Origin of the sequence: Micromonospora chokoriensis (genome assembly GCF_000718555.1) — a bacterium.
GTDB classification, from domain to species: domain Bacteria; phylum Actinomycetota; class Actinomycetes; order Mycobacteriales; family Micromonosporaceae; genus Micromonospora; species Micromonospora chokoriensis_B.
In genome coordinates this window covers 17,780-30,484 of sequence record NZ_JOAN01000011.1, presented here as the reverse complement: position 1 = coordinate 30,484, position 12,705 = coordinate 17,780, and the positions used below count along the sequence as shown (strand labels likewise).

15 protein-coding genes are annotated in these 12,705 nt (G+C 72.1%); 9 read left to right on the top strand and 6 right to left on the bottom strand.

Annotation, left to right across the window (positions count from 1 at the left end; genetic code table 11):
• Window positions 1-4 precede the first annotated feature (4 nt).
• The gene (locus tag IF46_RS0115905; RefSeq protein WP_030489125.1) at window positions 5-766 is read right to left on the bottom strand and encodes a TetR/AcrR family transcriptional regulator; all 762 of its coding nucleotides are present in this window, start codon (window positions 764-766) and stop codon (window positions 5-7) included.
• A gap of 81 nt (window positions 767-847) precedes the next feature.
• Between IF46_RS0115905 and IF46_RS0115900 the strand changes: the two genes are divergently transcribed.
• Entirely contained in the window at window positions 848-2,440 is a 1,593-nt protein-coding gene (locus IF46_RS0115900) for an MFS transporter (protein WP_030489124.1), read from the top strand.
• On the opposite strand, the gene IF46_RS0115895 is transcribed toward IF46_RS0115900, so the two are convergent.
• From IF46_RS0115895 to IF46_RS35520, 3 genes are all read right to left on the bottom strand, one after another.
• Entirely contained in the window at window positions 2,430-2,933 is a 504-nt protein-coding gene (locus tag IF46_RS0115895) for a hypothetical protein (RefSeq protein ID WP_030489123.1), read from the bottom strand. The genes IF46_RS0115900 and IF46_RS0115895 overlap by 11 nt on opposite strands.
• A 70-nt stretch (window positions 2,934-3,003) precedes the next feature.
• Complete coding sequence (locus IF46_RS0115890) at window positions 3,004-4,635, bottom strand: RecQ family ATP-dependent DNA helicase (RefSeq protein ID WP_030489122.1); 1,632 nt, start codon at window positions 4,633-4,635, stop codon at window positions 3,004-3,006.
• A gap of 105 nt (window positions 4,636-4,740) precedes the next feature.
• Window positions 4,741-4,866 carry a hypothetical protein gene (locus tag IF46_RS35520; RefSeq protein ID WP_255421242.1) on the bottom strand — a complete coding sequence of 42 codons (126 nt, stop codon included), beginning with the start codon at window positions 4,864-4,866 and terminating at the stop codon, window positions 4,741-4,743.
• 217 nt (window positions 4,867-5,083) lie between these two features.
• Here IF46_RS35520 and IF46_RS0115875 point away from each other — a divergent pair, with 217 nt between their 5' ends.
• A complete protein-coding gene (locus tag IF46_RS0115875; protein ID WP_030489121.1) occupies window positions 5,084-6,574 on the top strand; it encodes a glycoside hydrolase family 3 protein in 1,491 nt (496 codons plus the stop codon).
• Window positions 6,575-6,584: 10 nt separating this feature from the next.
• On the opposite strand, the gene IF46_RS0115870 is transcribed toward IF46_RS0115875, so the two are convergent.
• Window positions 6,585-6,872 (bottom strand): GNAT family N-acetyltransferase, encoded by a 288-nt coding sequence (locus IF46_RS0115870; RefSeq protein WP_030489120.1) that lies wholly within the window; start codon window positions 6,870-6,872, stop codon window positions 6,585-6,587.
• The gene (locus IF46_RS0115865; protein WP_030489119.1) at window positions 6,869-8,095 is read right to left on the bottom strand and encodes a cysteine desulfurase-like protein; all 1,227 of its coding nucleotides are present in this window, start codon (window positions 8,093-8,095) and stop codon (window positions 6,869-6,871) included. The genes IF46_RS0115870 and IF46_RS0115865 overlap by 4 nt, the downstream gene beginning before the upstream one ends.
• A gap of 96 nt (window positions 8,096-8,191) precedes the next feature.
• Here IF46_RS0115865 and IF46_RS0115860 point away from each other — a divergent pair, with 96 nt between their 5' ends.
• The 7 genes from IF46_RS0115860 to IF46_RS0115830 all read left to right on the top strand — a co-directional run bounded on the left by IF46_RS0115860 (window position 8,192) and on the right by IF46_RS0115830 (window position 12,622).
• Window positions 8,192-8,557 carry a hypothetical protein gene (locus IF46_RS0115860; protein ID WP_030489118.1) on the top strand — a complete coding sequence of 122 codons (366 nt, stop codon included), beginning with the start codon at window positions 8,192-8,194 and terminating at the stop codon, window positions 8,555-8,557.
• A 59-nt stretch (window positions 8,558-8,616) separates the two neighbouring features.
• Window positions 8,617-9,438, top strand: a complete 822-nt coding sequence (locus IF46_RS0115855; RefSeq protein WP_030489117.1) for a DUF1206 domain-containing protein — start codon at window positions 8,617-8,619, stop codon at window positions 9,436-9,438.
• 82 nt (window positions 9,439-9,520) lie between these two features.
• Window positions 9,521-10,708, top strand: coding sequence for a mechanosensitive ion channel family protein (locus IF46_RS0115850; RefSeq protein WP_030489116.1), 1,188 nt, complete (start codon window positions 9,521-9,523; stop codon window positions 10,706-10,708).
• A 392-nt stretch (window positions 10,709-11,100) separates the two neighbouring features.
• The gene (locus tag IF46_RS0115845; RefSeq protein ID WP_030489115.1) at window positions 11,101-11,535 is read left to right on the top strand and encodes a phage holin family protein; all 435 of its coding nucleotides are present in this window, start codon (window positions 11,101-11,103) and stop codon (window positions 11,533-11,535) included.
• Window positions 11,532-11,861: a DUF3618 domain-containing protein gene (locus tag IF46_RS0115840; protein WP_030489114.1), complete on the top strand. Its 330-nt coding sequence runs from the start codon at window positions 11,532-11,534 to the stop codon at window positions 11,859-11,861. Before IF46_RS0115845 ends, IF46_RS0115840 begins: the two co-directional genes overlap by 4 nt.
• On the top strand, window positions 11,858-12,130 hold the full coding sequence (locus IF46_RS0115835; protein ID WP_030338235.1) for a DUF4235 domain-containing protein: 273 nt from the start codon (window positions 11,858-11,860) through the stop codon (window positions 12,128-12,130). Before IF46_RS0115840 ends, IF46_RS0115835 begins: the two co-directional genes overlap by 4 nt.
• Window positions 12,131-12,418: 288 nt before the next feature.
• On the top strand, window positions 12,419-12,622 hold the full coding sequence (locus IF46_RS0115830; RefSeq protein ID WP_030338233.1) for a cold-shock protein: 204 nt from the start codon (window positions 12,419-12,421) through the stop codon (window positions 12,620-12,622).
• Window positions 12,623-12,705: the final 83 nt, after the last annotated feature.

The window sequence follows — 12,705 nt, the reverse complement described above, 5'->3', positions numbered from 1 at the left end:
CCTCTCAGCCCGTGCGACGCTGGATCAGGGCGTCGACGCCGTCGAGGATCCGGTCCAGACCGAAGGTGAACTCGTCGTCCGGGTCGTCGTCCTGGCCGAGCGCGCCGGAACTCAGCACCCGGTGCAGCGCCGGGAAGCGGGCCGGGTCGATGAGCCGGGCCACCAGCCGACCGTACGCCGGCATCATCTCGCCTGGCGCGACGCCGGCCGTCCGGCTGCCCTCGGCGATCTGTGCGGTGAGGGTGGCCTCGTTGCGGACGTACCCGGTGACCAGTAGCAGGACCGACATCTTCTCGCCCTCGGCGAGCGCGGTGCCGTCGAGGCAGCGCAGCCCGTCCTCCATCCAGCCGAGTTGCTGCGGAGTGATGGGCGGGCCGGTGATCGGCACCTGGAGCAGCCAGGACCGTTGCCGCAGCACCTCGTGCTCGGCCCAGGCCCACCGGGTCAGCCCGGCGCGCCAGTCGTCTCCCGGCGGGTGCGGACCGGGAGAGGGGCCGTACCCGGCGTCCACCATGAGCATCAGCAGCTCGTCCTTCGAGCCGACGTAGCGGTAGAGGGCCATGGTGGCGGCGCCCAGCTCCTTGGCCACCCGGCTCATCGAGACGGCCGCCAGCCCATCGGTGTCGGCCACCCGGACGGCCGCGTCCACGATGCCGGGCACGCTCATCCCCGGTCGAGGGCCCTTGGGTGGTCGTTCCCGCAGCCCCCAGGCGCTCTCGATGGCCGGTGGGAGCACGGGCCCGCTGTCGTCTGTCTTCGCCGCCACATTTCCTCCTTGCCCCGCCATCCTAGTTCTGCGTATGGTCTACGCATAACAGCGTACGCCATACGCAGAGAGGAAATGATCATGACGACGACCACCAGCACACCGGCGCCGCGGGCGGGCCGACGGGAGTGGATCGGGTTCACCGTGCTGATGCTGCCGCTGCTCCTGGTCTCGATGGACGTGTCGGTGCTCTACTTCGCCGTTCCGTTCATCAGCGAGGAGCTGCGCCCCACCGGCGCCCAGCAGCTCTGGATCTTCGACATCTACGGCTTCGTGCTGGCCGGGCTGCTCATCACCATGGGCGCTCTGGGTGACCGGATCGGCCGCCGTCGGCTCCTGCTGATCGGCGCCACCGCGTTCGGGGCGGCGTCGCTGCTGGCCGCGTACGCCGACAGCGCCGCGACGCTGATCGCCGCGCGGGCCGTGCTCGGCGTGGGTGGGGCCACCCTGATGCCCTCGACGCTCGCCCTGGTGCGCAACATGTTCCACGACGCCAAGCAGCGCGGCACCGCCATCGGCATCTGGACCGCCACGCTCACCGGCGGCATCGCGATCGGCCCGGTGCTCAGCGGCGTCCTGCTGGAGCACTTCTGGTGGGGCTCGATCTTTCTGATCAACATCCCGGCGATGCTGATGCTGCTCCTGCTCGCCCCACTGCTGGTGCCCGAGTTCCGCAACCCGGCGACCGGGCGGTTCGACCTGATCAGCGCGGCGCTGTCACTCGGCGCGCTGCTGCCGGTGATCTACGGCATCAAGGAGATGGCCCGCGACGGCCTCAGCCCCGCGCGGGTGCTCGCCATCGTCGCCGGCCTGCTGGTGGGCGTGCTGTTCCTGCGCCGGCAGCGCACCCGGGCGTACCCGATGATCGATCTTGGGTTGTTCCGCCGCCCCGGCTTCGCCGGGTCGCTCGCGGTCAACCTGCTGGCGATGTTCGCCCTGGTCGGCTTCGCCATCTTCACCACCCAGCACCTCCAGCTGGTGCTCGGCCTGAGCCCGCTGCGGGCGGCACTGTGGAGCCTCGTGCCGTCGCTGGCCGTGGGCGGGATCGCGCCGGCGGCCGCCGCCCTGGCCCAGCGCGTCGAACGGGCGTACCTGATCGGTGCGGGCTTCGGCATCGCCGTGCTCGGCTTCGCGGTGCTGACCCGCGTCACGCCCCAGACGCCGCTGTGGCTGCTGCTCGTCGGCGCCAGCGTCTACGCGGGCGGTCTGGTGATGGTGATGTCCCTCGTCACCGAGCTGGTCCTCGGCGCGGCGCCACCGGAGCAGGCAGGTGTCGCGTCGGCGCTGACCGAATCCAGCAGTGAGCTGGGCGGCGCGCTGGGAATGGCGATCCTCGGCAGCGTCGGCGCGGCGGTCTACCGCCACGAGATCCTCGACGGCCTGCCGACCGGCCTGCCCGCCGACGCCGGCGCCGCAGCCCAGGAGACCCTGGGCGGTGCGCTCGCGGTCGCCGAGGGGCTGCCGGCCGAGCTGGCCGACGCGGTGCTGCACGCCGCCCGGGTCGCGTTCACTGATGGGCTGCACCTCGCCGCGTACGCCGCCATGGTGGCGATGCTGCTGGGCGCGGTCACCGCGCTCGTCGCGCTGCGCGGCGTCCGGCCGGCCGACCCTGCGGCGTTGGCCGCCGAGCCGACCGGTCCGGCCGATCCGTCGTTGTCGTCGGTCAGTCGGTGAGCACGTGCGCGAGCCGGTCGCGGAAGCGCCGCTCGGAGTCGCTGACGGACTCGCCGCCGATGCCCAGCAGCCCACCGCTGGACGCGGCGCCCACCACCTGCTCGGCGACCTGCACCAGCCAGTGCTTGTACGCGCCGGCCTCGCCCTCGTCGACACGGGCGGCCAGCAGTTCGGCGGCCTGGCCGGCGCGCGACAGCACGTCGTCGATCAGCCCGCGCGGGTCGGACGGCGCGATGACCGGCAGCTCCGCGCCGGCCTCCGGGTCACCGACCCGGGTGACGATCTCGCCGGCCACGGCGGCGACCAGCGGGCTGGCCGACTCCCGGCCGGCGGCGATGGTCTCCAGCCCGGCTGCGGTCTCCGCCATGGTCCGGCGGGTGCCGTCGGACTCGGCGGCGCTCGCCGCGGTCAGCACCGACTGCGGCAGGCCGACCAACAGCCCCCACTCCTCGTCGGAGAAACCGAACCCGGTGTACGCCGGTTGCTCGATCACGGCAATGCCCCTTCCGCCCTGCTCTGCTTGGTCTCGATCCACCGGGCCCCACGTCTGCGCCCGGGTCAGGCTAGTCCAGGGTCAGCAGGCCCTGTTCGGACACCACGCGCACCGACAACGTCTTGTACCCGACCTCATCGAAGAGAACCGTCATCTTGTCCTCCTCGTAGGAGAGCACCAGGCCGGGCCCCCACTCCGGGTGACGCACCTGGCTGTGCACCGGGAACGGCCCGACCGCACCCTGATCAGCCACGCTGGTGCCGTTGTGGCAGTTGTCGCAGTGGCCGCAGACGTGCGTCATCTGCTCACCGAAGTAGGCCAGCAGGGTCTGCCCCCGGCAGGCCCTGGTCTCGGCGAAGGCCCGCATCATGTCGGTGCGGGATCGGGTCACGGTCTGCTGGCGCTCCGCCTCGGCCAGCGCCGCCGCCGCGGCGTCGGCCGGGGTGGGAGAGTAGCGGGGAGCGCCGATGCGCTGCCGGGCGCGCGGCTCGGCCGCGCCGACCTGCTCCAGTAGGGAGAGATACTGGCCCAGCTTGCGCGGCCCGAGGCCGCTGGCCTCGCGCAGCTCGGTCTTGGTGGCTGGTTTGCGGCGCAGCAGCGCGGCCAGGTCGCGCAGCTCGTCGACGTCGGGCAGGCCGCCGCTGAAGAACCGTTGCAGGCCCACGTCCTCGGCCTGCCAGAGCAGCAGCACCCGGGCCGGTTGCCCGTCGCGCCCGGCCCGGCCGATCTCCTGGAAGTAGCTGTCCGGCGAGTCGGGCAGCGCCATGTGCACCACCCAGGCGATGTTCGGCTTGTCGATGCCCATCCCGAACGCCGAGGTCGCCACCATGATGGGCACCTGGTCGGCGAGGAACGCCTCGTGCAGTTCGGCGCGCGCGCCGGCGGCCATCCCTCCGTGGTAGAACTGCGCCGGGAAGCCGGCGTCGGTCAACCGGGTGGTCAACTCCTCGGCGGCGCGACGGGTCGGCACGTAGATGATCCCGGGCCGCACGTCGTCGCGCAGCAGCGCGATCAGGCGCCGCCACCGGTAGTCCTCGGTGGGGCAGTGCGCGACCTCGACGAACAGGTTCGGTCGGTCCAGCCCGGAGACCACCACCTCCGGTTCGCGTAGCCGCAGCCGGGCGATGATGTCGTCGCGTACCGGAGGGGAGGCGGTGGCGGTCAACGCGACCACCGGCGGCCGGCCGAGGCCGTCGATGAGGTGCCCGAGCGCCAGGTAGTCGGGGCGGAAGTCGTGCCCCCACGCCGAGATGCAGTGCGCCTCGTCGATCGCCACCAGCGCCGGCTTGAGCGCGGCGACCTCGGCCATCCGCTCGGGGTTGCTGAGCTGTTCCGGGGTGATGAAGAGGAACTCCGCCCGGCCCTCGCGAATCTCGGTGATCGCCTCGGCCTGCTGGGTGGGCGACTCGTTCGAGCTGATCCGCACCGCCCGCAGCTCCGGGCGTTGCCGCTCGTTGAGGGAGGCGATCTGGTCCTGCTGCAGGGCCAGCAGCGGGGAGATCACCACGGTGGGGCCGGGGATCAGGCTGGCCGGGATCTGGTAGATCGCCGACTTGCCGGCTCCGGTGGGCAACACCACCAGGGCGTCGCGTCGCTTCATCACGGCGCGCATGGCGGCCAGTTGGTTGGGCCGCAGCGCCTTCCAGCCGAAAAGGCTGCGGGCCGCGCGGCGCAACGTCATCGAGTGCGTGGACAGTTTCATCGAGGGCCGGAGGTACCCGAGCCCATGACCGCCGAAACGCATTCGGACGATCATGGGCAGAGCACCCGCCATGGTCTCGATGACCGGCTCGTCGATGGCCGGCGCTCAGCGTCGACCGAACATCGCCCGGATCGCGGCGAGCAGCAGCAGGGCGCCGACCACCAGGCCGAGCAGGCGTACGCCGGGGATGTCGGCCGGGCTCGTCGCGTCGGCCAGGAGGGCGGGGTCCATCCCCGCACTCTCCCCGCAGAGCGGGCCGTCCGGCAACTGTAAGGTTTATTGACTATTGAATGGCGCGGTGTGACCATGGCATGACCGCCTGCCGGTGGCGGTGCGCCGAAGGCGCGCGAGAGATGGGGTACGGGGGCCGCATGAGCGAGCGCAACCAGCGGGTCAACGGGGGCGCACCGTCGCCGGTGATCGACAGCGACCACTGCGAGGGGGCGGAGTGACCACGACCACCGGGCACCTCCCGTCGCTCGCCGCTGCCGTCCTGCAACCCGGCTTCGTCGGCACCACCCCACCGCTGTGGGTGTGCCGCTGGCTCGGGGAGGGTCTCGGTTCCGTGGTGCTCTTCGCCCGCAACGTCGTCGACACCGAGCAGGTGGCAGCGCTCACCGCGACGCTGCGCGCGGAGCGGCCGGACGTCATCGTGGCGATCGACGAGGAGGCCGGCGACGTCACCCGGCTGGAGTCGGTGCACGGCAGCTCCCGGCCCGGCAACTTCGCCCTCGGCGCGGTCGACGACACCGAGCTGACCGAGGCCGTCGCCCGGGACCTCGGCGCCGAGCTGGCCGCGGCGGGGGTCACCCTCAACTACGCCCCGGACGCCGACGTCAACTCCAACCCGGCGAACCCGGTGATCGGCGTCCGCTCGTTCGGCGCCGACCCGGCGCTTGTCGCGCGGCACACCGCCGCCTGGGTCCGCGGCCTGCAGGCCGGCGGCGTCGCGGCCTGCGCCAAACACTTCCCCGGGCACGGCGACACCCGCGTCGACTCACACCACGACCTGCCCCGGATCACCGCCGACCGGGATCGGCTGGACGCCTGCGAGCTGGCCCCGTTCCGGGCCGCCGTGGCCGCCGGGGTGCAGGCGGTGATGACCGGCCACCTGCTGGTCCCCGCGCTCGACCCGTACCTGCCCGCGACGCTGAGCCAGCGCATCCTGAGTGGGTTGCTCCGCGACGAGATGGGCTTCTCCGGCGTGGTGGTGACCGACGCGGTGGAGATGCGCGCGGTCACCGACCAATACGGCTTCGCCGGGGCGACGGTCCGCGCCCTCGCCGCCGGGGCCGACGCGATCTGCATCGGCGGCGAGCGGGCCGGCGAGCAGGACGCCCGCGAGCTGCGCGACGCCATCGTGGCCGCCGTCGTCTCCGGTGAGCTGCCCGAGGAACGTCTCGCCGAAGCCGCCAAGCGCGTCGGTCAACTCGCCGCCTGGACGGTGGCCGCCCGCACCGCCGGCTCGGCCGCAGCGCGCGGTGCCGCCGACGTCGGGCTGGTCGCCGCCCGCCGAGCCGTCCGGGTCACCGCCGCATCGACCGCGACGGTCGCGTTGCCGCTGACCCGTGCGGCACACGTCGTCGAGTTCGAGCCGCTGCGCAACATCGCCATCGGCGCGGAGACCCCGTGGGGCATCGGCGGGCCACTGGGCGAGCTGCTGCCCGGCACCAGCACGGTCCGCTACGCCGAACCGGACGTGCCGGAAGACCCCGGCGCCGGGGCGGGCACCCGTCCGCTCGTCCTGGTGGTCCGTGACCTGCACCGGCACGACTGGATGCGCGCCGCCGTACACCGCGCGTTGACCGCCCGGCCGGACGCGGTCGTGGTCGAGTTGGGCGTGCCCGAGCTGGTCACCGGGGCGGTGCACCTGGCCACCCACAGCGCCACCCGGGCCAGTGGACGGGCCGCCGCCGAGGTGCTCACCGGCGCCCGCTGACAGTCCCGCCCTACGGGAGGTCGGCGACCAGGTCGGCGTACTCGGGGTGCTTGTCGATGAACGCGGCCATGAAGGGGCACTGCGGCACCACGGTCGTGCCGCGCGCGCGGAGCTCGTCCAGGGTGCCCCGGACCAGCGCGCTGCCCACCCCCTTGCCCTGGAAGCCCCGGTCCACCTCGGTGTGGGTGAAGACCAGGACCTCCCCGCGCGGCAGGTACGCGGTGAAGCCGGCCAGCGCGTCGTCGACCAGGATCTCGAAGCGGTGCTTCGCCGGGTTGTCCTCGACCAGGGTGCTCATCCGGCCATTGTCCCCGGGGCATCGGCCAGCGCGTCGAGTTCGGCGAGCAACCGGTCCACCTCGTCGGCCGTGTTGTAGTGGTAGATGCTGGCCCGCACCGCGCCGCCGCTGTCGCGCAGCCCCATCAGCTGGAAGTACTCGTAGGCGTAGTAGTCGCCGACGGAGAGGCAGAACCCGGCGGCGCCCAACGCCTCCTGGGTGGCCGCCGGCGACATCCCGGCGACCCGGAACGACACCGTCGGGCAACGCCGGGCCGGCGAGCCGTAGACGGTGATCGCGGGCCGCTGCGCGAACCCGGCGAGCAGCCGTTCCAGCAGCGCCTCCTCGTGCGCCTGGGCGGCGGCCAGCCCGGCCCGCAGCCGCGCCCGCCGGTCCCCGACCGCGTCCGGGTCCAGCCCGGCCAGGTGATCCACCGCGGCGGCCACGCCGGCCAGCAGCGGGAAGCTCGGCGTGCCGTACTCGAACCGGTCCGGCACCGCGTCGGAGGACGGCACCAGCTTCGCCGGGCGCAGCGCCGCCCACCGGGCCGGGTCGGCCACCATCGCCGCCAGGTGCGGCCCGGACCACTTGTACGCGCTGGTGACCAGCACGTCGGCACCGAGCGAGGCCAGGTCGGTCGGCCCGTGGGGAACCGCGTGCACCCCGTCGACGTAGACAAGCGCGCCGACGGCGTGGGCGGTCTTGGCGATCGCCGGCACGTCCGGCATGGTGCCGATGGCGTTGCTGCCGGCGGTCACCGCGACCAGGCGGGTCCGCTCACCGACCAGGTCCGCGTACTGGGCCGCGGGCAGCTCACCGGTGTGCCGGTCGACCTCGGCCCAGCGCACCGTCGCGCCGGCCGCCTCGGCGGCCTGCACCCACGGTCGCACGTTCGAGTCGTGGTCGAGCCGGGACACCACCACCTCGTCACCCGGGCGCCAGGTCGCGCCGAGCGTGCGAGCCAGGGTGTACGTCAGCGCGGTCGCGCTCGGGCCCAGCACCACTCCGGCCGGGTCGGCGCCGAGCAGATCGGCCACCGCCGAGCGGGCCTCGGCCACCATCTCCAACGACCGGCGTCCCGCGACGTTGGCGGCGCTGCGGTTACCGACGGCAGTCCGCATGGCGTCGGTGACCGCGTCGATCACACCCGCTGCGGTCTGGGTGCCCCCGGCACCGTCGAAGTGGACGAATCCCTCGGTCAGGGCGGGGTACGCGGCCCGGGTGCGGGCGATGTCGAACGGCATGTCCCGGACCCTAGCTGGTGCTCCTGCGGCCCTGCTCAGCCACCGGGTGATCACCGTTCGGCGGTGCCGTCGCGGATGTCTCGTACTCTTGGCTAGGTGACGAACCGACCCGCCACCATGCCCATTCCCCCCGTCCGTCGCGCCGCCGGTCTCTTCGCCGGTCTGGCGCTCGGCCTCGCCGTGCTCGCCGGGTGCAGCTCCCAGGGCGCCTCCACCGACTGCGGGCTGGACGCCTGCACTGTCACCTTCGAGCGGGGTGTCGACGCGAGCGCCACCATCCTGGGCGTCGAGGCCAAGCTGGTCGGCGCCGAGGGTGACCAGGTCACCGTCGAGGTCGCCGGTGAGCAGCTCAGCCTCACCGTGGGCCAGCAGGCCGCCGAGGCCGGAGGCTTCGCGGTCACCCTGGACAGCGTGACCGACCAGCAGGTCAAGATTCGCGTATCGCGTAACCCGGGCAGCTGAGCTGGGCGGGCGGCGGTGGCCGACGTTTGGGAATCTTCAGAATCGGAGATTGTGACGCCATGTCACTCACCCGTAGCGCCGAAGCCACCGCCTCCCGAACGGCGGACAGCCGGTGGCTGGAACTCCTCGCCCGGGCCGGCTTCATCGGCTACGGCATCGTCCACCTCCTCTTCGCCTGGTTGGCGTTGCAGATCGCGTTCGGCACGTCGTCCGACGACGGCGACCAGTCCGGCGCGCTGCGTACCCTCTCCGCACAGCCCCTCGGTAAGTTCCTGGTCATCGCCGTCGGGATCGGCCTGCTCGCGATGGCGCTCTGGCAGGCGCTGGAGGCGGCGGGCGGGCACCGCGCCGAGCGGGGCAAGGAGCGGGTCATGGAACGGCTCGCCTCGGCCGGCCGGACCATCGTCTACCTCTACTTCGCCTGGACCGCCTTCAAGGTCTTCAGCGACGCCTCGTCCAACAGCGCCGACCAGCAGGAGGCGTTGACCGGCAAGCTGATGACCTCCAGCGGCGGTCGCTGGCTGGTCGGCCTGGCCGGGCTCGTGCTCGCCGCGATCGGCGTCGGCCTGGTCATCTACGGCGCCCGCAAGAAGTTCGAGAAGCACCTGAAGACCGGCGAGATGAGCCCGAAGACCCGCCAGCTCGCCCGCCGCCTCGGCATCGCCGGCTACGTGGCCAAGGGCGTCGCGTACGGCATCGCCGGTCTGCTGGTCATCGTGGCCGCCGTGAACTACGACCCGGAGAAGGCCCGAGGTCTGGATGCCGCGCTGCACGCCCTGCGCGAGCAGTCGTACGGCATGTTCCTGCTGACCCTGGTCGCCCTGGGCATCGCCGCCTTCGGCATCTACTGCTTCCTTCAGTCCCGGTACCGCAAGGTCTGACTGGTCGAAACGCGGGCCGTCGGGCACTCTTGGGCTTTTGCCCGAAGTGCCCGACGCCTGGTCGAAGGGGAGCATCGAAGCCGTGCAGAACTATCTCGAAACGGCCGTCGCCGCGCTCGTCGCGGCGGCGGTCGCCCTGTTCCTGGTCGAGGTCGTCCACCGGCTGACCCGCCGGTTCGGCCGCCGCTCACTGCTGCTGACCGAGCTGACCGACCACGCGCACCGCCCGTTCCAGGTCGCCGGGACGGTCCTCGCCGTGCAGTTCGCCGCCCGTTTCAGCACCGGGTACGCGGTCGGCGAGAGCTGGCGACGGCTGCTGCTGCACCTGCTCATCCTCGCCGTCATCGCCACCACCGCCTGGCTGGTCGCCTCCCTGCTGGTCGTCGTGGAGGACACCGCGCTGGCCCGGTTCCGGGTCGACGTACCGGACAACCGGCACGCCCGCCGCGTCCGGACCCAGGTGGTGATGCTGCGCCGACTGACCATCGCGGTGATCGTCATCCTGACCGTCGGCGTGATGCTGATGACCTTCCCCAGCGTGCGGGGCATCGGCGCCGGTGTGCTGACCTCGGCCGGTGTGGTCGGTGTGGTGGCCGCGCTCGCCGCGCAGAGCCTGCTCGGCAACGTCTTCGCCGGCCTCCAACTCGCCTTCAGCGACGCCGTCCGGCTCGACGACGTGGTCGTCGTCGAGGGGGAGTGGGGTCGGATCGAGGAGCTGACCCTCAGCTACGTCGTGGTGCAGATCTGGGACGACCGCAGGTTGATCCTGCCCACCTCGTACTTCACCAGCAAGCCCTTCCAGAACTGGACCCGCACCGAGGCGGCAGTGCTCGGCACCGCCGAGTTCGACGTGGACTGGGCGGTGCCGGTGCAGACCATGCGCGAGGAGCTGCGCCGGCTGGTCGAAGGCACCGAGCTGTGGGACGGGCGGGTCTGCGTCCTGCAGGTCACCGACGCCACTGGCGGGGTGGTACGGATGCGCGGCTTGGTCAGCGCCGCCGACGCGGGCAGTCTGTGGGACCTGCGCTGCCTCGTCCGGGAGCACCTGGTCGCCTGGATCCGGGACAACCGCCCGACCGCGATGCCCCGGGTGCGTACCGAGCTGGGCGACGCCACCAGCGACCTGTCCTGGCAGTGGGTGCAGCCGAGGAGGCCGGCCCGCCGCCTCTCCGACACTGAGGCGCCCGACGACGCCCGTGTCTTCGGCGGCAGCGACGACGGCGACGCCCGCAGCGAAGCCTTCGTAGGCCCCGAAGAATCCCGCCCCTGACCCCCTGACCCCCCGCCCCCGCGCCGCGCTGCCCCGCCGCTTCGCCCGCGCCGCCGCTGCAAGATCGTGCAACTTCCTGGTTGTAGCGGCCTCCCTCCCCGTCGAGGCCACTACAACCAGGATCGAGTGCGATCTTGCCCGGCAGGCCCCGAGGATCATGGGCAACCTCGTGATCACCGCTGCGGAGCCGGGGAGAGGCGGCCGGTTGCGAGGTTTGGTCGGGCTTGGGTGGGGGATCTGCTGCCGGACGTCTCTGGCGTGCACGCGGCGGCTGGCCGCGTATCGGCGGCGCGGCGTCCCGACAACGGGGACGGTGAGCGGCTCGGCGCGCTTTAGGATTGACGAGCGGCGACTCCGGGCATACAGCGCGGTGATGACGAAAGGAGGACAGCATGGCTGACGTGGCGAAAGCCCGCACATCCCAGAACGGGAGCGAGCCCTCCACCGCCGAGTTGGTGCAGCGGGCCACCGAGCAGATTTCCCGCCTCGTGCGGGACGAACTGACGCTGGCCCGAGCGGAGTTGACCCAGAAGGGTAAGCACGCGGGCATCGGAATCGGCCTGTTCGGCGGCGGTGGCGCGCTCGCGTTCTTCGGCGTGGGTGCGCTGGTCGCCACGGCGATCCTGTTGCTCGATCTGGTGTTGCCCGCCTGGGCCGCGGCGCTGATCGTGGCGGTGGCCTGTTTCCTGGTGGCCGGCATCCTCGCCCTGGTGGGCAAGAAACAGGTCAGCCGTGCTGTCCCGCCGATGCCGGCGGCCACGGTCCGCAGCCTCCGGGCAGACATGGACACCGTCACCGCCGCGGTGAAGGACAGGGGGCGGCGATGACCGGCAACGGGACCGGCGACACGGAGGCCCTCCGCGAGGAGATCCGTCGCACCCGGGTCGAGTTGGGCGAGACGATGGAGGCGTTGGCCGCCAAGGCCGACGTCAAGGCGCGTCTGAAGGAGTCCGCCGCGCAGGCTAAGGAACGGCTGCGCGATCAGGCCGCGCAGACCGCCTCCCGGGTCCGTGGGCACGCCGGGGTGGCGCGGGCGCAGGCGTACGACAAGGGCGAGTTGGTACGACGCAACCCGGTGCCGTGGGCGGCCATCGCCGCCGGTGCGGTGGCCACCGTGGTGGTGCTGATGATCGTGCGGGGGAGGCGTAGGTGAGCAAGAGCATCGGCAGGGTCGCGTACCGGCCGGTCGGCGTGTTGATGGGTATCGCCGCAGGCGCGGTGGCTGGGGCGATCTTCCGGCAGGTCTGGAAGGTCACCGCGGGCGACGGTGAGGCGCCCAACGCGACCGACGAGGATCGCGGCTGGGGCGAGATCCTGGCCGCCGCGGCGTTGCAGGGCGCCATCTTCGCGGTCGTCCGGGCCGCCGTGGACCGGGGCGGCGCGGTGGGCGTCCGCCGGATGACCGGCAGCTGGCCGGACTGACCAGTCAGCGACTTCAGCCCCCTTCCCGCATCGATGGGAAGGGGGCTTTCGCATGGCTTCGGACGCCGCCCAGCGCAACTGAGGCATCCGTCAGGTCACATGTCGGAGAAATTCGTCGGAGAGGTCGTGACAGACTTTTTGCGTACGTGATTTGCTGGTCCCCGCTGTTGCGAGATGGCGTGGGTTGAGAGAAGTCTCCTTCGTGGGGCCGCCTCAGGCGCCGCTGCTCAAAAACGGCCAATCGGCCGGACGGCGTGCACGGCCGCCAGTTTTTAGAGGGAGATACACATGGCTCAGGGAACCGTGAAGTGGTTCAACGCTGACAAGGGCTTCGGCTTCATCACCGTCGATGGTGGGGGTGCTGACGTGTTCGTCCACTTCTCGGCCATCCAGACCAGCGGCTACCGCTCGCTGGAGGAGAACCAGCGGGTGGAGTTCGAGATCGCGCAGGGTCAGAAGGGCCCGCAGGCTGAGCAGGTTCGTCCCATCTGAGTGAGCTGGCCGGCCCCCGCCGGCCAGTGGGACGATTCAGCCCAGGCTCGTTGTGAGAGCCCCGCATCCCCGGAAGGGGTGCG

Bases quoted from the DNA above. Each gene is read 5' to 3' on its own strand.
- IF46_RS0115855 (WP_030489117.1), top strand. From the start codon at position 8,617: ATGTCACTCACCCGTAGCGCCGAAGCCACCGCCTCCCGAACGGCGGAC.
- IF46_RS0115865 (WP_030489119.1), bottom strand. From the start codon at position 8,095: ATGCCGTTCGACATCGCCCGCACCCGGGCCGCGTACCCCGCCCTGACC.
- IF46_RS0115900 (WP_030489124.1), top strand. From the start codon at position 848: ATGACGACGACCACCAGCACACCGGCGCCGCGGGCGGGCCGACGGGAG.
- IF46_RS35520 (WP_255421242.1), bottom strand. From the start codon at position 4,866: ATGGACCCCGCCCTCCTGGCCGACGCGACGAGCCCGGCCGACATCCCC.
- IF46_RS0115870 (WP_030489120.1), bottom strand. From the start codon at position 6,872: ATGAGCACCCTGGTCGAGGACAACCCGGCGAAGCACCGCTTCGAGATC.
- IF46_RS0115845 (WP_030489115.1), top strand. From the start codon at position 11,101: ATGGCTGACGTGGCGAAAGCCCGCACATCCCAGAACGGGAGCGAGCCC.
- IF46_RS0115830 (WP_030338233.1), top strand. From the start codon at position 12,419: ATGGCTCAGGGAACCGTGAAGTGGTTCAACGCTGACAAGGGCTTCGGC.
- IF46_RS0115840 (WP_030489114.1), top strand. From the start codon at position 11,532: ATGACCGGCAACGGGACCGGCGACACGGAGGCCCTCCGCGAGGAGATC.
- IF46_RS0115890 (WP_030489122.1), bottom strand. From the start codon at position 4,635: ATGAAACTGTCCACGCACTCGATGACGTTGCGCCGCGCGGCCCGCAGC.